Below are 26,524 nucleotides of genomic sequence, written 5' to 3'. Positions count from 1 at the left end.
TTTATTTGCACTGGGGCCCAATCACCACAGTTGGGTCCGTCCAAGCCCCGCTGCCGGGGAAATCACCTGTTCATTGGCACTCTGTCATTTAGCGCAGCTCAGGCCTGACAAGCATTTGTTTAACAAAGCATTACTGAGCCTCGAATTGGCACACCCGTTGCTGAGCCCTTGTAGAACCAGGCAAAACGCCATTGATGGCCAAGAGCCATTTTGCAAGCGAGGCATCAGGCAATGAAAACCCCTGACCTGTTCCACCCCAATCGCCATGCGTTCCCACTGTGCGCCGTCACCGCGCTGTTGCTCGGCTTCGGACTGATCTCCGCCAGTGCCTCCTCTCTAGACGATGTAAGCCAGCCACCGCCTACGGATCCGTCCGCTTACAACGATCAACCAGACGACCCCACTCCGGCCCTGCTCGACCTGTTCAATATGCCTGAGGCCAACGAAGGTGCGCTGGAGTTGCCAGACGGCGAGTATGGCGACCGTAATACCGTGCGTGTCGACAACGTCCTGCAGCCCGCTCAACAGACCTCGCGCAACTACCCCACCAACGGCAAGCCCAGCCCGCTGTTCGGTGCCCAACCATTCACCCAGCAGTTGCTGCTGTTCGAAGAATTCGGTCTGGAAAAACTCGACCCCAATCTGCCGCCGCCTGAGCTTTCATTCCCGGTGCCGACCCTCGGTCCGGCCCCCACTCAAGACCCCAACGTGGTCGCACGCAGCAGCCCCAGCGGCAGTGCCCTGGAAGCCTTCCTCAAGCAACCGGGGCTGTTTCCCTTCCCTAGCCAGTACGCCAATACCCTGGACCGCAACCCGTGGAAGGCGCAGATCGAACTGTTCCTGAACCGCAACTCGGTCGGATCGCCAGCCGAGGGCCGGCCGCCAGGAAAAGGTTGGTCACACCAGCGTTGGAACGAATTCTACCCGCAGGCAGCGTTCAAGACCGCACAGGCCGGAGCACGCATCAACCTGGGCCTGCGCGACCGCAAGCAACTGCACAATTATGCCGTTGGCGAGTTCGCCCCCGGCGGGCTGTACTACCAGACATCGGACATTCCGACCACGCTCGGCACCACCAAGAACATCGACACACGGTTCCACCCGAATTTCCCGGTGCAGAATCACAAATCGCTGTGGACCTTCGACGGCACCTTCCCGCCGAAGCTGCTGATGGTGCGCTATGGCCAGCCGATTTTGATGCGCCACTACAACGCGCTGCCGATCGATCCTTCGGCCAACGGGGGATTCGGCCTGCACACCATTTCCACCCACGAGCACAACGGCCACTCGCCGGCCGAGAGCGACGGCTTCGCCAATGCCTATTTCTTCCCCGGCCAATACTACGACTACCGCTGGCCGGTGCAGTTGGCAGGCTACGACACGATCAATACTCGGGCGCAGGATCCACGAGCAGCGTTCCCCTGCTCACCGGGTGAAACGCTCTACGTGAACGACGCCTCACCAGGCCTGAAAACCTGCGAAAACGGCACCATCAAGATCCGTGGCGACTGGCACGAAACCATGAGCACCCACTGGTTCCACGACCACATGCTCGATTTCACGGCGCAGAACGTCTACAAGGGCAACGCGGTGATGATGAACTACTACAGCGCCATCGACCGTGGCAACGAGGCCGTTCAGGACGGCGTCAACCTGCGCTTCCCGAGCGGCACCGGCTTGCCCTGGGGTAACCGCGACTATGACGTCAACCTGGTGATCGCCGACAAGGCTTGGGACGAAAATGGCCAATTGTGGTTCAACCCGTTCAACACCGATGGTTTCCTCGGCGACCAGATCCTGGTCAACTGGCAGTACCAGCCCAAGCTCAAGGTGCGGGCACGCAGCTACCGCTTCCGTATCCTCAACGGCTCGGTGTCGCGGTACTTCAAATTCGCCGTGGTGCGTGAGATCGCCGGCAACAGCGGCGAGTTCAAGGGCCCTTCGGGTTCCAACCTGTCCTATGCACGGGTGCCGTTCCATATGATCGCCAATGACGGCAACATCATGGAACACGCCGTGCCCTTCGACGGCACCATGGACCTCAATGGCGACGGCAAACTGGAGGACAACAACGGCATCCTTCCCCTGCAAGGCATCGCCGAACGCTACGACATCATCATCAACTTCGCCAAGAACGGCATCAAGGCGGGCGACAAGCTCTACTTCGTCAACCTTCAGGCACACGACACCGGCAAAGGCCCGGGCGAGGTCATCTCGCTCGCCGATGTGTTGTCGGAGAAGTACAAGGCTGAGATCAAGCAGACCAGCAAAGGTCCGGAATGGGACAGAGGCGACCCAGTGGTGGGCAAGTTCCTGCAACTGCTGGTACAACCATACAGCGGCGTCGACCAGGCCATGGACCCGACCGCCTATGAACCGGCCAAGCCTGGCAAGGCTGAAGGCCTGAAAATGATCCCGCTGACCATCGACCGCAACGCAGTCGCCGACAAGGACAAGCTCAAGGCAGCGCGACATCGTGAGTTCCTCTTCGGTCGCTCCGATGGCACCGATACCACGCCCTGGACCATCAAGACCGACGGCGGCTTCGGCTACAGCATGGACCCAAGGCGCATCACCGCCGCGCCGCAACTGGCCAGCGAGGCCACGGACGGAGGCTTCAGCGGCGACGGCACCTTGGAAGTGTGGAAGATCAAGAACGGCGGTAACGGCTGGAGCCATCCTGTGCACGTGCATTTCGAGGAAGGCGTGATCCTCAGCCGCGACGGCAAGGCCCCCCCGGAATGGGAAAAATGGGCACGCAAGGATGTCTATCGCATCGGGCCGGACAGCGACTCACCGCAAGAGGTGGAAATGGCCATTCGCTTCCGCGAGTTCGCCGGAACCTACATGGAGCATTGCCACAATACCCAGCACGAAGACTCCTCGATGCTGCTGCGGTGGGACCTGGAACACCCTGGCCAGTTCCAGGTCATGCCGACCCCGCTGCCGGGCTGGGATGGTGTGGGATACGTGGCCTCAGTGGGCTTGCCGACCTTCCGCAGCCCCAGCAGCAACAATGGCGAGGACACCAGCAACAAGCCTCCGGTGGCGGTCAATGACAGTGCTGCGACCACCGCTGGCAAGCCGATCGAGATCAATGTGCTGGCCAACGATACCGATCCCGAAGGCAATCTGCCGTTGAGCGTGGTGGGCCTGGCCCAGCCGGACTCCGGGCAAGGCGTGGTGAGCAGCGACGGCGTGAAAGTGACCTATACCCCCCCTGAAACCGTGCCGACGCCGTTCACCGCTCGCTTCACTTACTCGGCGCGAGACGCCAAGGGTGCGGAATCGACGACCCCGGCTACGGTCAGCGTCGCTGTCTCGCCAGCAGTGGTGGCCGACCAGATCCAGGTCAGCAGCGCGACGGTGCAGTTGCGCAGCAACAACCGCTACACCTGGGATCTATCCGGCACCACCTCGGTAGCCACGGGCAACAGCATCACTGTCATCGCAGCGACCACCGCAGGCCCGCTGAACCTTGGCCAGGCCACGCTCAGCGCCTCTGGCAGCGGCGCACGCTGGCGGCTGTCGGTGACCACCACCGGCAGCGGCCCGGCCAGTCCAGCGACGATCACCGTGAAATCCGCCCTGGGAGGCAGCGTGACAGCGCCGATCAGCGTCAAGTGAGTCGTCGTCGGCGCAAGCCTGCGCCTACGCGTACTTCGGTACCTGTAGGCGCAGGCCCGCCGCCGAGCAAACACCTGCAATCTCGAAGAGGATGCCATCATGGCCTGGTCATGGCGTGTGCTGCTCGCTCTCCTGCTCTTTGCCGTCGGCCTTCACTACTGGCCACTCAAGCCTGTCCCTCAAGCGCTGGCCACATCGCCGCACGATGAAGCTACGCCCTGGGGTGCGGATTACTTCCCCAATACGCCGCTGCTCACCCAGGATGGCAAGCAAGTGCATTTCTTCGATGACCTCATCAAGGACAAGGTGGTGGCCATCAACTTCATCTTCACCGGCTGCTCCGACTCCTGCCCGGTGGAAACTGCACGTCTGCGCCAGGTGCAGAAAATTCTCGGCGATCGGGTGGGCAAGGACATTTTTCTCTATTCCATCAGCATCGACCCCTACAACGATACCCCCGCCACCCTCAAGCGCTACGCCGAAAAGTTCGGTATCGGCCCTGGCTGGACCCTGCTCACGGGTGAAGCCGACGACATCGAGCAACTGCGCCGGCGTCTGGGCCTCTACATAGAAGGTTTGGAAAACGGCCGTTCCAAGGATCACAACCTGAGCCTGATCATCGGCAACCAGGCCACCGGGCGCTGGATGAAAGCCTCGCCCTTCGAAAGCCCGTACATCCTCGCCGACCGCCTGGGCAACAGCCTGCACAATTGGCGCCAAGCCAGCGCCACGGCCAATGATTACGCCAGTGCACCGCAAGTGCGCCCACCCAGCAGTGGCGAGCAGATCTTTCGTACCCGCTGCTCATCCTGCCATACCCTGGGCAACGCCGAGTCCGGCAGCCAACCCGGCATCGGCCCCGATCTGTTGGGGGTGACACGGCAACGTGACATCCAGTGGCTGGTCCGCTGGTTGAAGGCCCCGGACCAGGTGATCGCCGAGAAGGACCCGCTGGCCATGCTGCTGCTCGAACAATACAACGGTCTGGCCATGCCCAACATGCGCCTGGGTGACGCCGAGGTCACCGCCCTGCTCAACTACCTGGAAGATGAAACGGCGCGTATCCAGACGCCAATGGCTGCCAGACAAACACCTTGAACGCCCGTCATCAGGCTGTCCGGGCAATCCGCCACAGCCTGGCGATGTCACCGGCCCGAGCGTGCAACAGCGTGGCAGCCTCGCCGCAGGCCTGCTCCAGGCTCATCGGCCCGCTGGTCAGTGCGAACGCGGCATCGATGCCATGGCCATACAGCTGTTGATAGCCCTCACCCAGCGTGCCCGCCAGTACCACCACCGGCACACCATGGCGCTTGGCGACCTTGGCCACGCCCATCGGGGTCTTGCCGCGCAGAGTCTGGGCATCGAAACGCCCTTCCCCGGTGATCACCAGATCGGCGCCCTGTACCAGGCTGTCGAGGTCGGCCAGTTCCGCGACCACCTCAACGCCGGGGCGAAACCGCGCCCCCATGAACGCCTTGGCGGCAAAGCCCATGCCGCCGGCCGCGCCGCTGCCTGGAGCGTCGCGCAGGTCTTTCCCGAGCAATTGTGCGCATTGGTCGGCGAAGTGCCCAAGCGCCTGGTCCAACGCCTTCACCTGTTCGGCACTGGCGCCTTTTTGCGGCCCAAAGATCGCCGATGCGCCATTGGCGCCACACAGGGGGTTATCGACATCGGCGGCCACTTCGACGCATACCTCGGCCAAGCGCGGGTCAACACCGCTGGCGTCGAGGCGGGCCAGCCCGGCCAGGGCCAGGCCACCCTCGGCCAGAGGCTGGTCCTGGGCGTCGAAAAGGCGCAGGCCTAGGGCACGCAGCATACCGCTACCACCGTCATTGGTGGCGCTGCCGCCGATCGCCAGGACAATACGCTGGGCGCCAGCGGCCAAGGCGGCTGCAATCAGCTCGCCAGTGCCCCAGGTGCTGCTGCGGCAGGCATCGCGCTGATCGCGGGGCAGCAACTGAATGCCGCTGGCCTGGGCCATCTCGATGACTGCGGTACGGCTGTCGGCCAGCCAGCCCCAAGCGGCCTCGACACCCTGCCCCAGCGGGCCACGCACCACCTGGCGACGCAACTCGCCCTGGCTGGCGGCGACGATCGCCTCCAGGGTGCCCTCTCCACCATCGGCCATCGGGCACTCGACCAGCTCGGCGCCTGGCCAGGCTTCGGCCAGGCCGCCCGCGATGGCATGGGCCACGCCGGCGGCGTCCAGGCTGTCCTTGAACGAGTCGGGGGCGATGACGATTTTCATGGGGATTCTCCTGTCCAGTTGAGGGCATGCTGACAGTTGCGCTGCGCACTGGCCTCGGTCGAATGCACAAAAGCCCGTGGCGCTTGTTTGGGCAAATGCATTTTCCGACTGGCTCGACGTGCCTCAGTCCGCTGGCAAGAGCTGCAAGCCAAGGTAGAGGCTGAGCATCCCCTCCAGCCGCAGTGGGTCGACCTCACCCAGTTCGGCTACGCGCTCCAGTCGATAACGCAGGCTGTTGCGGTGGATCCCCAGCGCATCGGCGCAGGCTTGGCTCTGACCATCGTGCGCGCACCAGGCGCGCAGGGTCGGCAGCAACTGGCCGCTGCCATCCTTGGCACGGATACGCAGCAACGGCTCCAGCAGCTCATCCAGCGCATCGTCGTTGCGATGGCGCCAGAGCAACGCCGGCAAGCGATAACGGGACAAGCTCAACAGGCGCTCACCGGGTAGCACTTCGCGCCCGTAGGCCAGCAGGTCGCGTACCCTCCGGTAGCCCCGGCGCAACTGTTCAAGGCTCTGCGCGACGCTACCCAGCGCCAGGCGCTCGACCTCCCAGCCATGGCGTTGCAGACGCTCGAGCAGGCGAACCTCATCCAGCCCCACGCTGGCGGGGCGGCACCACAGCAAGGATTCGCGCGATGGACTGACACACCAGCTTTCCGGGTAGCGGCTCGACAGCCAGGCCGACAGCGTTTCGGCAGGCGGCCCCGCGCGCAGTTCGAACAGGCACGGCACCCTGGGCAGTTGTGGTTTGAGGCCTAGCTGTTGCGCCTCGTCGAGCAGTCTTGGTGAGTCGCCGCTGGCGCCGAGCAACAACGCCAGCAGGTCGTCGCAGCGCTGACGCCGCCACTGTTGCTCGACCTGCAGGTGGCGCTGGGCCAGGAGCATCTCGGCAGTCATGCGCACCAGTTCGCCATAGGTACGCAGTTGCAGCGGGTCGCCCGTCAGCCCCAGTACCCCGATCAGGCGGCCATCGAGCATCAATGGCAGGTTGACGCCGGGCTGCACACCCTTCAGGCACTTGGCTGCATCGACATCCAGCTCGACGATGCGCCCATTGGCCAACACCAGTTGCGCGCCCTCGTGCCGGGTATTGATACGTTCGGGCTCACCACTGCCCAGGATCAGGCCTTGGCTGTCCATGACGTTGACGTTGCAGGGCAGGATGGCCATGGCCCGATCCACGATATCCTGCGCCAGGTCATGGTCCAGTTCGAACATTCAACGAATCCTTCAGCAGTTGGGCATTGTGAGGTAGCACAGCATCGTAACCTCCGGACTGTGCAAAAGCACAAAGACAGGCGCGTCGCACTCCCCGAGACTCGTCAGGGCGAGCGCCGGTACAGGCGACGCGGCGAGAATCATAACAACAGAGAATTCGATCATGGCACACAGCCCTGCCCCTGACCAAGGCAATGACATCACCCGCAACGCGCTGTATCGGCGCATCACTCTGCGGTTGATTCCGTTCATCTTCATCTGCTACCTGTTCAATTACTTGGACCGCGTCAACGTGGGCTTCGCCAAGCTGCAGATGCTCGATGCACTGCAGTTCAGCGAAACCGTGTACGGCCTCGGTGCCGGTATCTTCTTCATCGGCTACGTGCTTTGCGGCCTGCCCAGCAACCTTGCGCTCAACCGCTTCGGGCCGCGGCGCTGGATCGCGGCGATGATGATCGCCTGGGGCGCGCTGTCGACCTGCCTGCTGTTCGTCACCACCCCCAGCGAGTTCTACACCCTGCGCCTGCTCACCGGCGCCGCCGAAGCCGGTTTCTTCCCGGGCGTGGTGCTGTACCTCTCGCGCTGGTTCCCGGCAGACCGTCGTGGCCGCATCATGGCCTTGTTCATGTCGGCGATCCCGGTTTCGGGCCTGCTTGGCGGGCCGTTCTCCGGCTGGATCCTCGAACACTTCGCGGCGGGCCAGCACGGCCTGGCCGGCTGGCAATGGATGTTCCTGATCCAGGGCCTGCCAACCGTGGCGCTGGGCGTCCTGGCCATCGGCCTGCTCAGCGACGGCTACCAGAAGGCCGCGTGGCTGAGCCCGGCCGAGCGCCAACTGATCGAAGCGGACCTCAACGCCGATGCCGCCAGCAAGCCCAACACCATGGGCGACGGTATCCTCGCCGTGCTGACCAACCCGTTGATCTGGACCTTCGGCTTCATCTACTTCTGCATCCAGAGTGGCGTGTACGCCATCAACTTCTGGCTGCCGTCGATCATCAAGAACATGGGCTTCGACAACCCGCTGCTGATCGGCTGGCTGAGCGCCATTCCGTACCTGTTGGCCGGTGTGTTCATGATCCTCTGTGGCCGCTCTGCCGACCTACGCAACGAACGCCGTTGGCATTTGGTGGTACCGATGTTGATGGGCGCCATTGGCCTGCTGATCGCCGTCAACTTCGCCGGCACCCCTGCGGTGGCCATCCTCGGCCTGTCTATCGCCACCATGGGCGCACTGACCGGGCTGCCGATGTTCTGGCCGATGCCGACCGCCCTGCTCAGCGCTGGCGCCGCCGTTGCCGGTCTGGCGATCATCAACTCGGTGGGACAGATGGCCGGCTTCCTCAGCCCCTATCTGGTCGGTTTCATCAAGGACCAGACCGGCTCGACCGACGCCGCGCTGTACTCCCTGGCCGGCCTCATCATGGTCGGGAGCCTGGTGGCGCTGCGCGTGTCGCGCGCCGGTGTCCTGAAAACCGCCCCGGCCAATTGACCCCCTCGCTCCTACAGGATCACTGCTGTCCCTGTAGGAGCGGGCTTGCCCGCAAATTCCCTTCCGATCGTCAGATCGACGCACCCTCTTCAACGCCCAGGCGTCAAATGGTTCCAAAGGCCCCTTTGGAGAAGCCCATGACCCGCCATGCCGTGGCTACCCTCGAGCAACTCGATAGCAAACGCCCTCTGCGCGTGCAGGCCGGGAACGAAGAAGTCGTCCTCGTCCGCCAGGGCGACCTGGTGCACGCGTATCAGGCCAACTGTCCGCACGCCGGCGCGCCGCTTGAGGAAGGCGTGATCTGCAAGGGGCTGTTGGTCTGTCCATGGCACAAGGCGGCTTTCGCCACCGACGCAGGCACCGTCTGCGAACCCCCTGCCCTGGCCGATCTGCGGCGCTACCGGGCCTGGGTCGAAAACGGCCAAGTCTGGGTCGACGACCAGCCCCTGCCCAAACCCACAGCGCCGCGCCACAGCGATGCCCGTCGTTTCGTCGTGGTCGGTGCCGGCGCGGCGGGTTCGGCGGCGGTGGCCACCCTGCTGGGTCATGGATTCAACGGCCACCTGCTGTGGCTGGATCAGGAGCGTCAGCCCGCTTACGACCGCACCTCGCTTAGCAAATTCGTCATCGCCGGGGAAATGCCGCCCGATGAAGTGCCCGCACTGCTGGAGGCGGATGACTTGCGTCAGGGCCGTCTTGAGCGACGCCAGGCCAAAGTGCGCGGTCTGGATGCGAAAAAGCGCAGCATCACCCTCGCCGACGGCCAGCGCATCGACTACGACGCCGCGCTGCTCGCCACCGGCGGCAAGCCGCGCCGCCCGGACATTCCCGGCGCCGACCTGGACGGGGTGCTGACCTTGCGATCGCGTGAGGACGCTGCGCGCCTGCTCGATGCCGCCGAGCCCGGCCAACCGGTGGTGATCGTCGGCGACGGTTTCATCGGCCTGGAGGCCGCTGCGGCATTGCACAAATACGGCTTGAGGGTGCACGTGGTGAGCCGCCACGAAGTCCCCCTGGCCAAGCAACTGGGTGAACGCATCGGCCGCAGCATCCGCCAACTGCACGAAGGCAAGGGCGTGATCTTCCATGGTCCCACGCAAGTGCTGCGCTTGGAGGGCGAGCATCAGGTCGAGGCGGTGCTACTGGCCAATGGCGAGCGCTTGCCAACGCCTTTGGTGCTGCTCGGCACCGGCGTCAGTCCGGCCACCGCCTTCCTGCATGGCCTGGACCTGGCAGAGGACCGTTCGGTAAACGTCGATGCGCAGTTGCGCGCCGCCGACGGCCTGTGGGCCGCAGGTGACATCGCGACCTTTCCCCTGGCTGGCCGCCCTGTGCGCATCGAACACTGGCGCCTGGCCCAACAACACGCGGTGATCGCTGCCGCCAACATGCTCGGCGAACAGCGCCAGTACGACGATGTGCCGTTCTTCTGGACCTATCAGCACGGCCGGACTTATGAAGTGCTGGGCCATGCTCGCGACTGGGACCACATCGAATTCGTCGGCCAGCCGGAACAGGGGGATTTCATTGCCCTGCAGTGCGTGGGCGATCAGGTCGAGGCAGTGATCGCCAAAGGCTACTCCGATGCCATGGCCCAGCTGTCGCAGCGCATGAAGCGGCCACTGAGCCTGACAGAGGCCCGGACACTGATCTGACCCGTTGCAGGGCCAAGCGGACGAAAACCAGCTATGGTTGCCACACCGCATACAATAACAAGCCATGGACCGCTCATGCCTGCGTATCCAGCACTCCCACGCCCCAGCGAGCTGGCGGCGTTCATCGACTGCCACTTCGCCGACCGCGGGCTGCAGCCCGAGGCGGTAATCGCCGAATCGTGGTATCGCAGCATCAACCAGCATCGTCTGGACCCGGACTTGCGCCACGTCGACAACATCCTAAGTGCCGCCGAGGTACGCCAGCACCAGGCCCAGCACGAGGCTTACCTGACGATTGCCAGTCAAGGCGTCAACGGATTGGCCCGGCGTGTGGTCGATGCCGGCTTCGCCGTGTTGCTCAGCGATGCCGATGGCATCACCCTGGACGCACGCCTGCCAGCCGACAGACAACGCTACACCCGCTCCGGATTGCGCGTCGGCGCCTGCTGGGACGAGTCCATCGCCGGCACCAACGGCATCGGCACCGCCCTCGCTTCGCGCCAAGCGTTGACCATTCACCGCCAGGAGCATTTCCTATCCGCCAATGCCCGCCTCAGTTGTTCGGTCGCACCGCTGTTCGATGCGCAAGGCCACTGCTGGGTTGTCTCAATGCTACGTGCCTGCATAACGAAGGCCCCAAGCAAGCCCAGCAACTGACGCTGCAGTTGGTGACGTTGTATGCGCGCCTGATCGAGAACACTCACTTCCGCCAGCGTTACCGCGACTGCCTGACCCTGGCGGTCACCCCCCGCGACGACCACGCCGACCTGGCCAACGAGCAACTGCTCGCCCTTGACCCGAGTGGCCGGGTGATCGGTGCCAACCAGGCGGCGTTCGCTGCATACGCCCATGCCTTGTTGGGACGACGCATCGACCAACTGCTGCCGGCCAGCGTCGATGCCTTGCTCGAGCTCACCCGCGGTGGCGCACGCGGTGCTCATCTGCGCAACCAGGGCGAGCAAGTGCTGGACGTTGGCCTGCGCGTGCCTGCCGGCTACCGCCAAGCCCCGGTACGCCCCAGCGGCGCTCCCGGCGTCCGTCACCCGGGCCTGGACCACTTGGCCGGTAGCGACCCACAACTGCAGCAAGGCGTCCGGCGGCTGCGCAAAGTGTTGGACCAGGACATCGCCATCCTCCTGTGCGGCGAGACCGGCACCGGCAAAGAGGCGTTTGCCCGCGCCCTGCATCAGGCCAGCCGGCGCCAGGCAGGGCCATTCGTGGCGCTCAACTGCGCGGCGATTCCCGAGACGCTGATCGAGAGCGAGTTGTTCGGCTACCGCGCCGGCAGTTTCACCGGTGCCAACCGCAAGGGCATGAAAGGCAAGCTGGAGCTGGCCAATGGCGGCACGCTGTTCCTCGACGAAATCGGCGACATGCCGGCCCATCTGCAAACCCGCCTGTTACGTGTGCTCGCCGAGCGCGAGTTGTTGCCGCTGGGGGCTGATACGCCCGTGGCGCTGGACATCCAGGTGATCTCCGCCACCCACCAGGACTTGCAGACGATGATCGCCGACAAGCGTTTTCGCCAGGATCTGTATTATCGCCTGTGTGGCATGCGCATGGTGCTGCCGGCACTGCGCGAACGTAGCGACCGATCCGAATTGATCGAGCGGCTGCTGGCTGGATTGCCCGGTGGCGAAGGCTTGCGCCTGAGCGGCGAGGCCCGTCACTGCCTGCTGGGCCATCCATGGCCGGGTAATGTGCGGCAGTTGCTCAACACGCTGCGCTATGCGGTGGCATTGGCCGAGGGTGGAGTGATCGAACTGGCCGATCTGCCGGAAGAATTGCTTGACCAGGCTGGCCCTACAACGCACTCGGCGCTGGATGCGCAGGTCGAGGATACCGAGGCGCGGCATCTGCTTGAGGTGTTGAAACGGGAAAGGTGGAACATGAGCGCGGCGGCCCAGGCCGCCGGGATATCGCGCTCGACGTTGTATCGGAAGATGAAGCGGTATGGGATCGTGCAGCCGAATCTGGTGGGGTGATTACGCCGAGGCTGGCAGGCGCTTGGAGTGTTCGTCGATGGATTTGCAGTAGCGCATAGATCGAGCGCCGCGCGGGCGGCGCTCGATCTCACAAGCAGAGGTGCTCTCCAGACGGGCCTGCTCACCCCTGCATATACACCACCTGCGTCCGCGTATATTCATACAAACCATGCTTGCCATCGGCCCCGCCGATCCCCGACTTGCGCGCCCCGGCGTGGAAGCCCTGCATGGCCTCGAAGTTCTCCCGGTTGATGTAGGTCTCGCCAAAGTCGATTTCGCGGCATGCTTTGAGCGCTGCATTCAGATCGCGGGTGTAGAGCGACGAGGTCAGGCCATATTCGCTGTCGTTGGCCAAGGCGATGGCCTCATCGAGATCCTCCACCACCTGGATCGGTAGCACCGGTCCGAAGATTTCCTTGCGCATGATCTCCATTTCGGCGGAGCAACCGGCCAGCACCGTCGGCTGGTAGTGGAAACCCGCACCGAGGTCGGCCACCTGGCCACCGGTGACCACTTGAGCACCCTGCCCTACCGCGGTCCGTACCATCTGCGCGACCTTGTCGAGCCCGGCCTGGTTGATCAGCGGCCCCATGTCCAGGTCCGCCTGCTGTGATGGGTCGCCATAGCGGGTCGCAGCCATCGCCTGAGCCACCTTGTCGACGAAAGCATCAGCGATATTGCGTTGCACATACACCCGCTCGGCGCAGTTGCACACCTGTCCGGTATTGATCACCCGAGAAGCGACGATGGCCTTCACCGCCAGGTCCAGGTCGGCATCGCCCAGCACGATGGCCGGTGCCTTGCCGCCAAGTTCGAGGTTGAGCTTGGTGATGTTCGGCGCCGCCGCGGCCATGATCCGCGCACCGGTCGCAACGCTGCCGGTGAAGCTCACCAGATCGACTCCGGCGTGGCTGGAAAGTCCATGTCCTACGCTTGCACCCTGGCCACCGACCACGTTGAACACTCCGGCCGGCAAATCGGTTTCTGCCACCAGTTTGGCGAACTCATAACAATTGAGCGGGGTCTCCTCGCTGGGCTTGATGACGATGGTATTGCCGGTGACAAGCGCCGGCGCCATCTTGCGGGCGATCAGGAAGAACGGGAAGTTCCACGGCAGGATACCCGCCACCACCCCCAGTGGCTTGCGCATGAGGAAGATGTGTTCGCCGACACGGTCGCTGGTCAGCACCTCGCCTTCCAGCCGACGCGCCCATTCGGCCATGTAATCCAGGTAGTCGGCAGTGAAGTTGACTTCGACCTCTGCCAGCGCCGGCACCTTGCCGCCTTCCTGGGTAATGATCCGCGCCAGGCGCTGGGCATTGGCTCTGATCTTGGTGGCGATCTGGCGTAGATAGCTTGCCCGCTCTATGGCCGTTCTACCGGCCCAGCCTTTCTGCGCCCGGCGTGCGGCGGCAATGGCGCGCTCGACCTGCTCGGCCGGCGACTCCGGCACTCGGCCCAACAAATCACCATTGGCTGGGTTGTACACCTCGAGCAGGCTTTCGCTGCTGACGAAGCCGTTGTCGATGAAGTTCTGGTAGGTCACGTCAGTCATGGTCGTTTCACTCCTGTGCATGGTTGTCGGCCAACGGCGCCTGGGCTGTCGGCTTGGCGCTGAACTGCTGCCAGGCGTTGCCTTCGCGCTTGAGGTCGTGGGCACGCTTGATGAGGTATTGATGCACTTGTTCCACCTGCTCGGGCTTGAGGTTGTCGGCGAACGAAGGCATGCCGTCGGGCACACGGCCACCATAGAGAATGCCGAGGAACATCTGGTGTTTCTCCGCGCTGAGCTTGCGCAGGTCAGGCAATACGCCACCGCTGACTGCATGGATGCCATGGCATTGCGAGCAGTTGCCGTCATACAGCGCGGCACCGGCGGCTACCGTCTCGGCATCAGCCGTCAGCGCTGGCGGCTCGGGTGCATCGGCAGGCGGCGCCGGTTCGCGCAGTTGGGCGGTACCACCGATCTTGTAGGTCAGCACCTGCGAGAACGGTTGTACCCCGGCCCGCAGCGACAGCGCTCCGGCAAAGGTCGAGAATGCCCCACCCCAGCCAGCCATGAAGGTCACGTATTGCTCGCCGTCGACCGAATAGGTGATGGGCGCAGCCATCACCCCACTGGCGGCGGGCGATTCCCAGAGTTTCTTGCCGCTGTCGGCCGCATAGGCGATGACCCGCCCATCGGCGCTGCCTTCGAACACCAGGTTGCCAGCGGTGCTGAGGGTGCCACCGTTGAAAATGGTGATGTACGGCACCTCCCAGGCCGGTGCCTGCTTGACCGGATCCCAGGCGATCAGCTTGCCCGACCAGGTCTTGGCCATTTCCAGCAGCCCGTCGGCGCCCTCTGGCATCATCCCGGTGCGCAGGCCGAGTTGGTACACGCTCTTGAACGGATTGCGCTTGGGCGCCTCGGGGATGTGCTCGTAATACGCAGACATGATGTGCGCCGGGATGTACACCAACCCGGTGTTGGGGTTGTAGGACATCGGGTGCCAGTCATGGGCGCCCCAGAACGCCGGGGTCACCAGCTTGCGCTTGCCGTCCTTCCAGTAGGCCGCCGCCTCGTCGTCGAGGATAGGCCGACCCGTCTTCATGTCGATACCCTTGGCCCAGTTGACCGGCACGATGTTCTTTGCCGACAACAACTCCCCGGTGGCACGGTCGAGCACATAGAAGAAGCCGTTCTTCGGCGCCTGCATCAGCACCTTGCGCTGCTTGCCGTCGATCGGCAGCTCGGCGAGGATCATGTGCTGCGTGGCGGTGAAGTCCCAGGCGTCTCCCGGGGTGGTCTGATAGTGCCAGGCGTATTCACCGGTGTCGGCATTGACTGCCACGATTGACGACAGGAACAGGTTGTCGCCCTTGGCCTGACTGCGCCATTTAGGGTCCCACATCGAACCATTGCCGACGCCGATGTACAGCAGGTTCAGTTCCGGATCGTAGGCGAACGAGTCCCAGGCCGTGCCACCACCGCCCCATTCGACATAGGCATCGCCGTGCCAGGTCTTGCTGGCGATCTCCATGGCCTTGTCCTCGGGGGGCAGCTTGGGATCGCCCGGTACGGTGAAGAACCGCCAGGCCTGCTTGCCGGTCTCGGCGTCATAGGCGGTCACGTAGCCACGCACGCCGAACTCGGCGCCGCCGTTGCCGATGACGACCTTGCCGTTGACCACCCGCGGCGCACCGGTGATGGTGTAACTGCGCTGGTGATCGGCACGGGTGTCCACCGACCAGACCCGTTTGCCGGTCTTGGCATCGATGGCCTCCAGTCGGCCATCGAGCACACCCACATAGACTTTCCCCTGCCACACCGCCACACCTCGGTTCACGGCATCGCAACAGGCCTCGCCAGCGCGATGACGGTCGGATTGCGGATCGTACTTCCACAGCAGCTTGCCGTTGCGCGCATCCAGGGCGTACACCACCGAGAACGGACCGGTGGTGTACATCACGCCATCGACGACGATGGGCGTAGCTTCGACGCCCCGGTCGAGGTCAAGCTTGTAGCTCCAGGCCAGGCCCAGTTGGTTCACGTTGTCCTGGTTGATGGCCTTGAGCGGGCTGTAGCGTTGCTCGTCGTATGTACGGCCGTGGCTCATCCAGTTACCGGGCTCCTTGTCGGCATTGATGATGCGCTGGCCATCGACCTCGGCGGCGAAGGCAGGCGTGATGCAGGCAAGCGCCAGAGCCAGGCAGCTCAAGGCGGTGGACAGGGGCCGGCAGTGCGGACCTGATCGTTTCATGGGGGCTCTCCGTTTCTTGTTATGGCGACGATGTGAGGCGTCGCCGAGAGGGAGAGCAATGGCTGTGCCACCGCTTGGAAGAAGCGCTTGGATGCCCGTGTTAGAGCGCTTGGGCGGCGTAATGCAGCCGCTCGCAGAATGCCGCAGCTTGCATCAATCAAGGCACATCTGATGCACGGATGACACAGGTGTGTCAGGGCCTGTTGGTAAGTGACTCGACTTACCTGGCGCAGCGCTCAAGTCAGCAGCTTGATCACCGCCAGATGCCCAGGATAGAAAAAGTAGCCCCATCGACCGACTTTGGGCACCCACGCTGTCCTGGCCTGCAGCAGCAGGCACCCCACAGGCACCGCCAGCGCGGCCGAGCCCAGCGCGAAGACAGTGATCGGGGCCAGCAGATGCTGGCTCAGCCAGCTGTTGGTCAGGTTGCCGGCAACGGCCAATAGGCAAGGGAGACCCCAGGCAACTCCTCCCTGCCGTCGCGCCAGCAGCCACGCAGCCGGCAGCAACACACCGGGCAAACCGTACATCAACTGAGGACTGAACCACGCCGCCAGCATGGCGCTGGCCACGCCCAGGCAACGCACAGGCCAGTGCCGATGGTGTACGCCCTGGGCCACCAATAACCCCAGAAGCAGGGTCGGCATCACACTGAAAGTCTGCGTGCCACCGTCGAGCCAACGGTAGGGAATTTCCGACACCAGGGCGAAAACCAGCATCCAGCCCAGATAGCGCAGGTTGGTCCCACTGCCGGATGCATCGGTCTGACTGCGTCCCAGGTTCACCGCGATCGCCAGACAGAACAGCGGGAACGCCAGACGGCCGACGACGAACAGGCCATCGGCGCCAGGCCACAGATAACGTAGGTGGTCGGCAACCATCGTCACGATCGCTGTCCACTTGACCAGGTCCAGGCCCACCGACCGCATGTTTCATCGACTCCGCTGCGGATGTCCGTTGGCCAGCGCCGCCTGATCCTGCCGCGCGGCCCAGGTCGACAGCGGCAACGGCGTTTGCTGATCGAAGATGCGCCGCCAGACCAACAACACATCGTCCATCCGCAACACGCCATCGTCCTGGACCCAGACCGTGGGCGTTCGGGCCTGCCACTGCCCCTGCCTATCGCGCCGGGCCATGTCGAAGCGGAAGGTGTAGTTACCGGGCACGCCCATGCGCAGGTCGGTCACGACCAACGCATCGCCGACTTCGTCGTAGCGCAGCCAGTCATCGGTGAACCAACGCAGGCGCTCGTGCAACGCCGAGTCGGCAAGTGGACGTGCCGCATCGAGGTGACGCGAGAGGCGGACCATCTCCGGAGGCTTACGATCGAACAGACTGCTGATGGCTTCGTAGTAATCGCCCTGCGGCGTCTTGGCCAGTACTCGCCAGATCAGGCTGTTGAAAGCGATCGGCACGGCACGCACCTCGGTGACGGCAATGCCCTGCTGATCGAGCGCCGCTTGCAAGCGATGCTCGGCCAGCATGCGCCCGGCCAGGCCGAAACCCAGGTAGGCGGTGCTGAACAGCAAGGCAAGGCTCAACCCGCGCAAGACCTTACCGGACATACCTCTGAGCAGCGCGTAGATCACCGCCACCAGCAGCGGCACGGTGTATACCGGGTCGATGATGAACACCGCCGCCCAACTCAGCGGCGTGACCTGCAGAGGCCAGAACAACTGGGTGCCGTAGACGGTGAACGAATCCAGCAGTGGGTGGGTGACCAGCACCAGCCAGAAGGCGACGAACAATCGGGTAAAGCGATAGCCCTTGTCGGGCCATCGTGTGCGACCCAGCCAGTCGACCAGTAAGGCGAGCAACAGCGCCACGCCACTGAGAACGAAAATGGAATGGGAGAAACCTCGGTGATAAGTCATCTGCGATACCGGGTCAGCGTAGCGGATGAGCACGTCGAGGTCCGGCACGCTGCCGAGGGCTGCGCCATAGGCAAGCGCACGGCGGCCCTGGATGCGACCGAGCACGGTGCCCTGGAGGGCCGCACCGAGCACGGCCTGGGTGATGGAGTCCAAGGGTAGGTTTCCTGAATGGGCTGTTCAGGGAAACTACCGCTCGAACTCCTGTGGTGCAAATGCAGCTATGTGGCAAAAATTGTGTCACGGACCACGACAAGCCGCCTCAGAATAGTTTCCAGGTGTGGACATGGCTTTGATTTGAGCTTTTTAGTGTCCCCGGGATCGAGCGCCGCCCGCGCGGCGCTCGATCTCACAGGCGCCAACTACCTTACAGCAGGCATTAAAAAAACCTTGCCGGGGGCAGTGCTCAGCCGAGATCACCACCACCTACCGGCAGGGTTACGCCGGTGATGTAGGAGGCCTCGTCAGAGGCCAGGAACAGAATCGCGCCGACCTGTTCGTCGATGCTGCCGTAGCGGTGCATCAGGCTGCTGTCGAGGGTCTGCTCGACGATCTGCTGGTACCAGATCTTTTCTTGCTCGCTCTGCTGGTCCGTGTTGCGCGGCACGCGCCGTGGCGGCGCCTCGGTGCCGCCCGGGGCGGTGGCATTGACGCGGATACCGCGCCCGGCCGTTTCGAAGGCCAGGCACGCGGTCAGTGCGTTGACCCCGCCCTTGGCCGCGCCGTAGGGCACACGATTGACGCCTCGGGTAGCGATGGAGGAAACGTTGACGATGGCGCCGGCGCCCTGCTCGAGCATGTACGGCAACGCGGCGTGACAGCACCAGAGGGTGGGGAACAGCGAGCGGCGCACCTCGGTCTCGATCTGCTCGACTTCGTAGTGCTCGAACGGTTTGGCCCAGATGGTGCCGCCGACGTTGTTGACCAGAATGTCGAGGCGGCCGAAGGCTTGCACCGCGCTGGCCATGACCTGGACGCAATCGGCATGCTGCTCGAGATCGGCGATCAGGGTCAGCATGCCCTCCCCGGCCAGTTCGTGAACCAGTTCGGAGCGGTCCACCGCCACGACTTTCGCGCCTTCGGCTTTGAGCCTCCAGCACACGCCACGGCCGATGCCTTGGGCGGCACCGGTGACCAGCGCGATCTTGCCTTGGAATCGGTTGTTCATGTTGATCTCTCCTCGGTCCGAAAAAGAGGCTGCCGTTACCCGCACGATGCCGGCAGCCCCAAGCAAACTCAGGCAGCTGCCGCGAATTTCTCGTAATAGAAGTTCGCCGGGGTCAGGCCTTGCTCGCGGATGTACTGGCTGACCGCCTCGACCATCGGTGGCGGGCCGCACAGGTACACGTCGACATCGCCATCATTCAGGTGGCCCGGAGCGATGTGCTGGGTCACGTAGCCCTTTTGCGGGTATTGGCTGTCGGGATTGGCCACGCAGGCGCTGAAAGTGAAGTTGGGAATGCGTGCGGCCAGGGCTTCGAGGCGGTCCATTTCGACCAGATCGAAGTCATTGGTGACCCCGTAGATCAGGTGCAACGGATGCGCACTGCCCTGCTCGGCGATCCTTTCCAGCATCGCCGTGAATGGCGCCAGCCCCGTGCCACCAGCCAGCAGCAGCAAGGGTCGCTGGATCGGTCGCAGGTAGAAGCTGCCCAAAGGCCCGGTCAGGCTCACGCGCTCGCCGGCCTTGGCCTGGGTGGCCAGGAAGCGGCTCATCAGCCCGCCCGGCACATTGCGGATCAGAAAGCTGACCTCGCCGCCTTTCTGCAGCGTGCTGAAGGAATAAGCACGGCTCTGGTCGCTGCCCGGCACTTGCAGATTGACGTACTGCCCCGGCAGAAACGCCAGTTTGTTCAGGGCATCGCCCTTGATCGACAAGGCGATGGTGCTGTCGGAAAGCTGGCGTACCTCGCTGATGGCCGCTTCGAAGCTGGCCTGCTCGGTCTTGCACACTTGCGACGATGCCGGGATGCGCACCACGCAGTCGCTTTCGGCGCGCATCTGGCAGGTCAGCACGTAGCCTTCGGCGATCTCGTCTTCGCTCAAGGCATCGTCGATGAAATTGTCGCCCAGCTCATAACGGCCTGATTCGGCCTTGCACTTGCAGGTACCGCAAGCGCCGTCACGGCAGTCCAAGGGAATGTTGATGCCTTGGCGATAGGCGGCATCGGCTACGGTTTCGAAGCCCGTGGCCTCGATGAAGCGGGTAACCCCGTCTTCGAAATTCAGCGCGATCTGGAAACTCATGTTGCACCTCGCGGGCGAGCCGGGCCACGGCGCACCTGTTGGCGCACCGAGCAGCTCGCTTGACCTCGAATCAGATGTGATAGATGTCGATGACCTGACGCACGTAGTCGTTCTTCAGCACCACCTTCTTGGCCTTGATCAGCGGCTGTTCGCCGCGCAGGTCCAGGGTGTAGAAACTACTGCCGAAGTAACTGTCGGTGGTCTTGTAGCGGAAACTCAGGGTGTGCCAGTTGAAGCGCACCTTGCAGTAGCCCTCACCTTGATCGACGATCTCGATGTTGCTGATGTTGTGGGATGTACGGGTATCGGGCATGGTCGCGCTGGAGCGCTCGGTCTTGATGCGGAATATCCGGTCTTCCAGGCCACCACGGTTGCCGTACCAGATCAGCGAGATTTCGCTCTGCGGATCTTCGGTCAGGGTGTCGTCATCGTCCCAGGACGGCATCCAGAAGCTCGCGTCCACGGCATACAGTTCCAGCCACTGGTCCCATTCAGCGTCATCCAGGTAGCGCGCTTCGCGGTAGAGGAAATCGCGCACGGTCTCATAGAGGCTCATTGCACGGCCTCCACGGGAATCAGTTGCTGTTCCTGCTCCAGGGCCTTGATCATGGTGTCCTGCCAGTACTTGTGCTGCAGCACGAACAGCCCCTCGTCCTCGGTGCGAACCCCCGACAGCAGTGGATGCAGCTCGATTTCCTTGGCCGCTTCATCGGCGCCCTCGACCCAATGGGTGGCCCCACGGGACATGTCGTTCCAGCCGGTGCCGCCGCCGTAGCCGGTCTGGCAGGAGCGGAATTCCTCGAGGTCATCCGGGGTCGCCATGCCGCTGACATTGAAGAAGTCTTCGTACTGGCGGATACGCTGGGCCCGGGCATCGGCGCTCTCACCCTTCGGGGCGATGCAGTAAATGGTGATCTCGGTCTTGTTCACCGAGATCGGGCGAGCGATGCGGATCTGCGAGCTGAACTGGTCCATCAGGTACACGTTCGGGTACAGGCACAGGTTGCGAGAGTTCTCGATCATCCAGTCGGCGCGAGCCTGGCCGAAATCCGAAGCCAGTTGCTCACGGCGCTCGTAGGCCGGACGGTCCTCGGGGTTGGCCCAGCGCGTCCAGAGCAGCAGGTGGCCATGGTCGAACGAGTAGAAGCCCCCGCCCTGCTTGGCCCAGGCGCCGGCGCTCATGGTCTTGATCTCTTCACCCGCTTCGCGCTGTTTGCGCTGATTCTGGGTGGCGGCGTAGTTCCAGTGCACGGAGCTGACGTGGTAGCCATCGGCACCGTTCTCGGCCGTCAGTTTCCAGTTGCCTTCGTAGATATAGGAACTCGACCCGCGCAGCACTTCCAGGCCTTCTGGCGACTGGTCGACGATCATGTCGATGATCTTGGCCGATTCGCCCAGGTGGTCGATCAACGGCTTGACGTCGGCATTCAGGCTGCCGAACAGGAACCCACGGTACGACTCGAACCGGGCGACCTTGGTCAGGTCGTGGGAGCCCTCGCAGTTGAAGCTTTGCGGATAACCGGCATTGCTCGGATCCTTGACCTTGAGCAGTTTGCCGCTGTTGTTGAACGTCCAGCCGTGGAACGGGCAGGTATAGCTGGAGCGGTTGCCGCGCTTGTGCCGGCAGAGCATGGCGCCACGGTGGCTGCAGGCGTTGAGGAAAGCGTTGAGTTCCCCGTCCTTGTTGCGCGCGATGAAGATCGGTTGGCGCCCCATGGTCAGGGTAATGAAATCGTTTTTCTCGGGGATCTGGCTTTCATGGGCCAGGTAGATCCAGTTGCCCTCGAAGATGTGTTTCATCTCCAGGTCGAACAGGCGCGGGTCAGTGAACATTTCACGCTTGCAACGGTAGACGCCCTTTTCGCGGTCGTCCTCGAGCATGGCATTGAGGTAGTCGAATCCCAGGGACATGGCCAGGGCCTCCATTGTTATTGTTCAGGCCATGTCAGGTTAGGAATTATCGACCAGAGGCAATATCCACTCAGTGCAGAGTGCTATCCATTTTGTGCACGCTCAGCGACGCAGCTTGAAGGTCTCCGAGGGCAGCTCGCCAAAACGCTGGCGGTAGGTCTCGGAAAACCGCCCCAGATGCAGGAAGCCATAGTCCATGGCCAGCTCGGTGACGCTGCGCACCCTACAACTGGCATCGCTGAGACAGGCATGTACGCGTTCGAGTTTGCGTTGGCGCACATACTGCTTGGGGGTGGTGCTCAGGTGGCGGTCGAACAATGCATACAGCGAACGCAGGCTCATGTTCGACTGCTCGGCCAGCACTTCGGCGGTCAGATCCAGCTTGAGGTTGCGGTCGATGTAGTCGAGGATTCGTTCGAGGCTCGCTCCAGGGGTGCCCCGCCCCTCGCGACTGATGTTGGTATTCATCAGGGTCAGCAGCTTGCTGGCGACGATCTGGCTGTAATGGCCCTGCACCCGCGGCAATGGATCGGATGCCTCGGCCTCCTGGCAGACCATGGCCAGCAGACTGGAAAAACCTTCCAGTTCCTCCAGCCGGTAATGGTTTCGCAGAAAGCGCACGCCGCCTGCCGGACGCTGCCAGCGCTGTTCATCGCACAGCGCTTCGAGCAAATGAGTCGGCACCTTGAGGATGAATTTCTCGCAGTCCTCGGAATAGGTGAGATCGACTGGATCGTCGGGGTTGATCAGCAGCAGTTCGCCCGGCACCAGATGATGCTCGCGCTGATGGCCACGCCACAGGCAACTGCCGTTGAGCAGGATCTGCAGGTGGAAAATGCTCTCGAGCGCCGGCGACGTCACACGTACGCTTCCGCCGTAGCTGATGCGGCACAAATCGAGTTCGGCGAACTTGCGGTGGCTGAGGCTGGACTGCGGGCGGGTACTGGGGGACAACCCGATGCAATGCTGACCCAGGTGCCGGTTCACGTAGTCGGACACGGCATAAGGGTCGGCGTGATGGAACACGCTACTGCGCTCGCTCAGCAGGCGGCTTTCCATAAGGCAGGCACTCGGTTTTGTAGTTATGTTTTGTGTGTTTCCAGTTTACGCGTGCCCACAGTATGTAAAAGCGCAACAGGGAGCAATGCGACGAAGGGATTCGCCGGGCGAATAACGGATAGCCGAAAACGTGAAGCGTCCGATAATCGAACGCGCAGGTGATGGCAGAACCTGCCCTCTAACAGCAAGAGCGGTGGCGTCACTGCACCGGCAGGAAGTTCATCAGCAGCAGGCTTTGGGCATAGTTCAGACCGATGCGGCGGTAACGTTCGTCCAGCAATTCGGCCAACAGGTCCAGGCGCGCGACGATCTTGCCGAACTCCACCGCGAAACTCAAATTGCTGCCCGCATCGGAAATTTCGTTGGAGAACAGCAACAGTTCGCCATTGGCATCCTGGCGCTGGCTGAGCATCCAGGTGGCCTTCTCGATGTTGCGCGCAGCGTTGTTGATGAACAGCGGGTCGATGGTATCGGTCATGTAGAACTCGGTACGCCCGCCATGGGCGGTGATGAGCATGCTCCCGATGGCGTAGATGAACGCACCGACGCGGTCGCCTCGGAACTCCGGACTCAAGGCATAGCTCAAGGCGGCGAGGTCGCGGCGATCACCCAGTTGCGGCAACCCTTGACGCTGCTCGATGGCCACGCGGATCTGGCGCTCGGCGGTAGTGGCATCGAGGAAGCCGGACAGCCTCCACTGGTTTGGATTGCGCAGGTAGAGCTTGTTCATCAGCAGATACAGGCTCTGCAGGTTGTCGCGCATGGCCAGGGTGGCCATGCGGTCGACACTGGTCTGGAACAACTCGCTGGGCTTGCCGTTGCCGAGCTGAGTAACGATGTCGCGGCCCTGCTGCTGGGTGCAGGCCGCGAGGCAGAGAAGCGCTACCGCCAGGGCCAGACGGCAGGGCAATGAGAACGTGCTTGCAAGCATTGATCCGGGTCGAAATCGTCGGCCGCGCCGGGAGTCGGCGCAGCCTGGCCATCGATAGAGCCCGGAAATGCGAAAAAGTGCGGCGGCAGTAGGCGTTAGCCTGGTCCAACCGCCTCAATTACATGGCATGGCGCAGCAGCGCCACCACCTGTGCATGCAGCGCCGGATCGCCACAGGCCACCACACAGCCGCCATTTTGCGCCGAGCTGCCATCCCAAGCGGTGATCACTCCGCCAGCGCCCTCGATGATCGGCATCAGCGCCTGCACGTCATAAGGCTGCAGGCTCGCCTCGACGATGACGTCGACGAATCCCGAGGCCAACATGCAGTAGGCATAGCAATCCCCGCCGTAACGCATCAGCCGTGCCTGACCGGCCACCGTCTCGAAGGCCGCCTTGCGCGCCGCAGTATCGAACATGTCTGGCGTGGTGCACATCAGCGTGGCTGCCGACAGCCCTGCGCAAGCGCGGGTCTTGAGCGCGGTGCTGCCGCGCCAGGCACCTTCCGGCGTGCCGATGAAGCGCTCGCCGGTGAACGGCTGGTTCATCACGCCGACCACTGGGCGCTCGCCATCGTTGAGGGCGATCAACGTGCCCCACAGCGGCAGGCCCGTGATGAAGGCGCGGGTACCGTCGATGGGGTCCAGCACCCAGGTCAACGGACTGCTGCCTACCGCCACACCGGCTTCCTCGCCGAGGATGCCGTGCTCCGGATAACGGGCTTGAATCAACGCACGCATGGCGTCTTCAGCCGCTTTGTCGGCGACGGTCACCGGGTCGTATAGCCGGCCGCCCTTGTCCTCGACGTCCAGGCTGGCACGGAAATACGGCTCGATCGCCAAAGCGGCAGCGTCGGCCAGTTGCTCGGCAAAGGTACGGAATTCGACGATCTGGTCGGCGCTCAGCGGCATGTGCGACAGGTCTCGTGTGAAGAATGGGAATGGCATCATACCCGACAACCTGCGATGCACGCTCTAGACTGAACACATGGACATTCAACCGGGGGGCTACCGCACGTGGAGGTCTGAGATGAGCCAGTTCAAGCGTTTGTTCGTCATGCTGGGTCCGCAAATGCGTCACTCCCCTGCCCTGCAACGCGCCGCGGGTTTGGCGGATACCTGTGGAGCATTGCTGGATCTAAACGTCTTCGTCGACGATGTCGACACGTTCGGCCTGATGAGCGACAGTCGCGAACGTGAGCGCCTGCTCGAACACAACCGTCAGTGGCTCGCCGATGAAGCTGAGCAACTGAGCAATGCCGGCCTGGACGTTTCCACCGAGATACTGTTGACCCGCGATCCGCTGCGTAGCGCGCTCGAACAGGTCGAACGGCTTGGTTGCGATTTGCTGATCAAGGACGTTCAGCACGAACCTGTCCTCAAGCGCTTGCTGGTCACGCCACTGGATTGGCAATTGCTCAAGGACAGTCCCGTGGCTGTGCACCTGGTCAGCGATATCCGTCTGCCGCTGCCCCGGCAGATCGCTGCGGCAGTCGACCTGCACAGCGCCGGCGCGGGCGAGCATCTCGACGATCAGGTGATCGCCAGCGCCCATGCATTGGCGTTGCAATGCAATGCCGAACTGCACCTGCTGCATGTCTGTGATGCGGCGAAGACCCACATCGCCGACTTCGGAGCCGGAACGGTGACCATGCCAGGCTTCGAGGGCAGCGTGCGCACGGCGCAGCGTACGGCCTTCAACCACCTGGGAGACCGCCATCAGGTGCCGCTGGAACGGCGGCATTTCCTCGAAGGGCCCGCGACACGGGCCATCGCCCAGTTCGTCGTTCACAGTCGCATGGATGTGATCGTGATGGGCAGCCACCGCCACGACGCCCTGCAGACCTTCCTGGGAGGGACCACAGCGCATGTGGTGGAACATCCGCTGTGCAATGTGCTGGCGATCAAGGCGGTGCGTTGAGTGACGGTGGAACCGCCGAAGGTCAGAATCCTCGGCTGTAGAACAACGAGTACGACTCGATCCCGTCGTTGGGCTGCTTGATGCCGGCGTTGGAGTAGTGCATCGCCCGCAGGCCGATTTTCTGATCGCCAGGCAACTTCAAGCCAAAGCCGATCCGGTCCTCGAAGTTGACCGCCGAGCCCAGGCGCTGATCACCCACATCGGTCTTGGAAAACGCCGCCAGGCCGATGCCTGCCTCGATATAGGGGGTATAGGTGAAACCGCTGAACTCGTAGGTGAACACCGGGCTGAACGACAACGAGTGGGCACCACTGGCCTCACCGCCTTCCCAATAGGTGTAGCCGGCATCCCAGTAGCCAGTCACATAACCGGTGTCGCTTTGCAGCCATTTGTTGTCCCAGTCGAACGACATGCCCAGACGGTAGGTCATGTCGCCCTGACTGGTAGCGCCAACGGCGCCGGAGACCTGTGCGGCCTGTGCTAGGCCCGCGCAGGCAAAAGCCAGGGCGGCAGCCGCCAGCGAAGCGGCAAGACGGGTTTTCATCGATGACATCTCCTGATGGTCACGGGAGGCCGTCGCGAGGGCGCGAGGCCTACTGGCAATTGGGGGCTCTA

Annotated in this window: 21 protein-coding genes; 7 read left to right on the top strand and 14 right to left on the bottom strand. The window is 63.2% G+C overall.

Annotation, left to right across the window (positions count from 1 at the left end):
- Positions 1 to 231 precede the first annotated feature (231 nt).
- Positions 232 to 3,627 carry an Ig-like domain-containing protein gene (locus KY379_RS06170; RefSeq protein ID WP_261239408.1) on the top strand — a complete coding sequence of 1,132 codons (3,396 nt, stop codon included), beginning with the start codon at positions 232 to 234 and terminating at the stop codon, positions 3,625 to 3,627.
- A 99-nt stretch (positions 3,628 to 3,726) separates the two neighbouring features.
- Positions 3,727 to 4,725 (top strand): SCO family protein, encoded by a 999-nt coding sequence (locus tag KY379_RS06165; protein WP_133324044.1) that lies wholly within the window; start codon positions 3,727 to 3,729, stop codon positions 4,723 to 4,725.
- Positions 4,726 to 4,735: 10 nt separating this feature from the next.
- Here the strand turns inward: KY379_RS06165 and KY379_RS06160 are convergent, their stop codons facing one another.
- The gene (locus KY379_RS06160; RefSeq protein ID WP_261239410.1) at positions 4,736 to 5,875 is read right to left on the bottom strand and encodes a glycerate kinase; all 1,140 of its coding nucleotides are present in this window, start codon (positions 5,873 to 5,875) and stop codon (positions 4,736 to 4,738) included.
- Positions 5,876 to 5,998: 123 nt separating this feature from the next.
- A complete protein-coding gene (locus tag KY379_RS06155; protein ID WP_261239411.1) occupies positions 5,999 to 7,096 on the bottom strand; it encodes a sugar diacid recognition domain-containing protein in 1,098 nt (365 codons plus the stop codon).
- Between the two features lie 163 nt (positions 7,097 to 7,259).
- Here KY379_RS06155 and KY379_RS06150 point away from each other — a divergent pair, with 163 nt between their 5' ends.
- From KY379_RS06150 to KY379_RS06140, 4 genes are all read left to right on the top strand, one after another.
- Complete coding sequence (locus KY379_RS06150; RefSeq protein WP_261239412.1) at positions 7,260 to 8,588, top strand: MFS transporter; 1,329 nt, start codon at positions 7,260 to 7,262, stop codon at positions 8,586 to 8,588.
- Between the two features lie 137 nt (positions 8,589 to 8,725).
- The gene (locus KY379_RS06145) at positions 8,726 to 10,243 is read left to right on the top strand and encodes an FAD-dependent oxidoreductase (RefSeq protein ID WP_261239413.1); all 1,518 of its coding nucleotides are present in this window, start codon (positions 8,726 to 8,728) and stop codon (positions 10,241 to 10,243) included.
- Between the two features lie 75 nt (positions 10,244 to 10,318).
- Positions 10,319 to 10,900, top strand: coding sequence for a GAF domain-containing protein (locus KY379_RS27255; protein ID WP_306466408.1), 582 nt, complete (start codon positions 10,319 to 10,321; stop codon positions 10,898 to 10,900).
- 11 nt (positions 10,901 to 10,911) lie between these two features.
- Positions 10,912 to 12,228 (top strand): sigma-54-dependent Fis family transcriptional regulator, encoded by a 1,317-nt coding sequence (locus KY379_RS06140; protein WP_314733522.1) that lies wholly within the window; start codon positions 10,912 to 10,914, stop codon positions 12,226 to 12,228.
- Positions 12,229 to 12,349: 121 nt separating this feature from the next.
- On the opposite strand, the gene aldA is transcribed toward KY379_RS06140, so the two are convergent.
- The 11 genes from aldA to hisN all read right to left on the bottom strand — a co-directional run bounded on the left by aldA (position 12,350) and on the right by hisN (position 24,900).
- Positions 12,350 to 13,783: an aldehyde dehydrogenase gene (aldA, locus tag KY379_RS06135; RefSeq protein WP_196171732.1), complete on the bottom strand. Its 1,434-nt coding sequence runs from the start codon at positions 13,781 to 13,783 to the stop codon at positions 12,350 to 12,352.
- Between the two features lie 7 nt (positions 13,784 to 13,790).
- Positions 13,791 to 15,971 (bottom strand): PQQ-dependent dehydrogenase, methanol/ethanol family, encoded by a 2,181-nt coding sequence (locus KY379_RS06130; protein ID WP_261239414.1) that lies wholly within the window; start codon positions 15,969 to 15,971, stop codon positions 13,791 to 13,793.
- 236 nt (positions 15,972 to 16,207) lie between these two features.
- The gene (locus tag KY379_RS06125) at positions 16,208 to 16,900 is read right to left on the bottom strand and encodes a TraX family protein (RefSeq protein WP_133324052.1); all 693 of its coding nucleotides are present in this window, start codon (positions 16,898 to 16,900) and stop codon (positions 16,208 to 16,210) included.
- Positions 16,901 to 16,903: 3 nt separating this feature from the next.
- Positions 16,904 to 17,998 carry a metal-dependent hydrolase gene (locus tag KY379_RS06120; protein WP_261239415.1) on the bottom strand — a complete coding sequence of 365 codons (1,095 nt, stop codon included), beginning with the start codon at positions 17,996 to 17,998 and terminating at the stop codon, positions 16,904 to 16,906.
- Between the two features lie 250 nt (positions 17,999 to 18,248).
- On the bottom strand, positions 18,249 to 19,010 hold the full coding sequence (locus tag KY379_RS06115) for a 1,6-dihydroxycyclohexa-2,4-diene-1-carboxylate dehydrogenase (protein WP_261239416.1): 762 nt from the start codon (positions 19,008 to 19,010) through the stop codon (positions 18,249 to 18,251).
- Positions 19,011 to 19,078: 68 nt separating this feature from the next.
- Entirely contained in the window at positions 19,079 to 20,089 is a 1,011-nt protein-coding gene (benC, locus tag KY379_RS06110) for a benzoate 1,2-dioxygenase electron transfer component BenC (RefSeq protein ID WP_261239417.1), read from the bottom strand.
- 70 nt (positions 20,090 to 20,159) lie between these two features.
- Positions 20,160 to 20,645, bottom strand: coding sequence for a benzoate 1,2-dioxygenase small subunit (benB, locus tag KY379_RS06105; RefSeq protein ID WP_261239418.1), 486 nt, complete (start codon positions 20,643 to 20,645; stop codon positions 20,160 to 20,162).
- Complete coding sequence (gene benA, locus KY379_RS06100) at positions 20,642 to 22,000, bottom strand: benzoate 1,2-dioxygenase large subunit (RefSeq protein WP_196171726.1); 1,359 nt, start codon at positions 21,998 to 22,000, stop codon at positions 20,642 to 20,644. Before benA ends, benB begins: the two co-directional genes overlap by 4 nt.
- A 102-nt stretch (positions 22,001 to 22,102) precedes the next feature.
- Complete coding sequence (locus tag KY379_RS06095) at positions 22,103 to 23,059, bottom strand: AraC family transcriptional regulator (RefSeq protein WP_261239419.1); 957 nt, start codon at positions 23,057 to 23,059, stop codon at positions 22,103 to 22,105.
- 199 nt (positions 23,060 to 23,258) lie between these two features.
- Entirely contained in the window at positions 23,259 to 23,990 is a 732-nt protein-coding gene (locus KY379_RS06090) for a hypothetical protein (RefSeq protein ID WP_133324059.1), read from the bottom strand.
- 118 nt (positions 23,991 to 24,108) lie between these two features.
- Positions 24,109 to 24,900 (bottom strand): histidinol-phosphatase, encoded by a 792-nt coding sequence (hisN, locus tag KY379_RS06085; RefSeq protein WP_133324400.1) that lies wholly within the window; start codon positions 24,898 to 24,900, stop codon positions 24,109 to 24,111.
- Between the two features lie 118 nt (positions 24,901 to 25,018).
- Here hisN and KY379_RS06080 point away from each other — a divergent pair, with 118 nt between their 5' ends.
- On the top strand, positions 25,019 to 25,909 hold the full coding sequence (locus KY379_RS06080; protein ID WP_261239420.1) for a universal stress protein: 891 nt from the start codon (positions 25,019 to 25,021) through the stop codon (positions 25,907 to 25,909).
- Between the two features lie 22 nt (positions 25,910 to 25,931).
- Here KY379_RS06080 and KY379_RS06075 read toward each other — a convergent pair whose 3' ends face one another.
- Complete coding sequence (locus KY379_RS06075; RefSeq protein ID WP_133324061.1) at positions 25,932 to 26,453, bottom strand: acyloxyacyl hydrolase; 522 nt, start codon at positions 26,451 to 26,453, stop codon at positions 25,932 to 25,934.
- Positions 26,454 to 26,524: the final 71 nt, after the last annotated feature.

Origin of the sequence: Pseudomonas sp. HD6422 (assembly GCF_025377065.1) — a bacterium.
Taxonomy (GTDB): Bacteria; Pseudomonadota; Gammaproteobacteria; order Pseudomonadales; family Pseudomonadaceae; genus Aquipseudomonas; species Aquipseudomonas putida_U.
This window is presented reverse-complemented; position numbering and strand designations above follow the sequence as displayed.

Coding starts and splice junctions, on each gene's coding strand:
- KY379_RS06170 (WP_261239408.1), top strand. CDS start 232: ATGAAAACCCCTGACCTGTTCCACCCCAATCGCCATGCGTTCCCACTG.
- KY379_RS06165 (WP_133324044.1), top strand. CDS start 3,727: ATGGCCTGGTCATGGCGTGTGCTGCTCGCTCTCCTGCTCTTTGCCGTC.
- KY379_RS06160 (WP_261239410.1), bottom strand. CDS start 5,875: ATGAAAATCGTCATCGCCCCCGACTCGTTCAAGGACAGCCTGGACGCC.
- KY379_RS06155 (WP_261239411.1), bottom strand. CDS start 7,096: ATGTTCGAACTGGACCATGACCTGGCGCAGGATATCGTGGATCGGGCC.
- KY379_RS06150 (WP_261239412.1), top strand. CDS start 7,260: ATGGCACACAGCCCTGCCCCTGACCAAGGCAATGACATCACCCGCAAC.
- KY379_RS06145 (WP_261239413.1), top strand. CDS start 8,726: ATGACCCGCCATGCCGTGGCTACCCTCGAGCAACTCGATAGCAAACGC.
- KY379_RS27255 (WP_306466408.1), top strand. CDS start 10,319: ATGCCTGCGTATCCAGCACTCCCACGCCCCAGCGAGCTGGCGGCGTTC.
- aldA (WP_196171732.1), bottom strand. CDS start 13,783: ATGACTGACGTGACCTACCAGAACTTCATCGACAACGGCTTCGTCAGC.
- KY379_RS06130 (WP_261239414.1), bottom strand. CDS start 15,971: ATGAAACGATCAGGTCCGCACTGCCGGCCCCTGTCCACCGCCTTGAGC.
- KY379_RS06125 (WP_133324052.1), bottom strand. CDS start 16,900: ATGCGGTCGGTGGGCCTGGACCTGGTCAAGTGGACAGCGATCGTGACG.
- KY379_RS06115 (WP_261239416.1), bottom strand. CDS start 19,010: ATGAACAACCGATTCCAAGGCAAGATCGCGCTGGTCACCGGTGCCGCC.
- benC (WP_261239417.1), bottom strand. CDS start 20,089: ATGAGTTTCCAGATCGCGCTGAATTTCGAAGACGGGGTTACCCGCTTC.
- benB (WP_261239418.1), bottom strand. CDS start 20,645: ATGAGCCTCTATGAGACCGTGCGCGATTTCCTCTACCGCGAAGCGCGC.
- benA (WP_196171726.1), bottom strand. CDS start 22,000: ATGTCCCTGGGATTCGACTACCTCAATGCCATGCTCGAGGACGACCGC.
- KY379_RS06095 (WP_261239419.1), bottom strand. CDS start 23,059: ATGGAAAGCCGCCTGCTGAGCGAGCGCAGTAGCGTGTTCCATCACGCC.
- KY379_RS06090 (WP_133324059.1), bottom strand. CDS start 23,990: ATGCTTGCAAGCACGTTCTCATTGCCCTGCCGTCTGGCCCTGGCGGTA.
- hisN (WP_133324400.1), bottom strand. CDS start 24,900: ATGCCGCTGAGCGCCGACCAGATCGTCGAATTCCGTACCTTTGCCGAG.
- KY379_RS06080 (WP_261239420.1), top strand. CDS start 25,019: ATGAGCCAGTTCAAGCGTTTGTTCGTCATGCTGGGTCCGCAAATGCGT.
- KY379_RS06075 (WP_133324061.1), bottom strand. CDS start 26,453: ATGAAAACCCGTCTTGCCGCTTCGCTGGCGGCTGCCGCCCTGGCTTTT.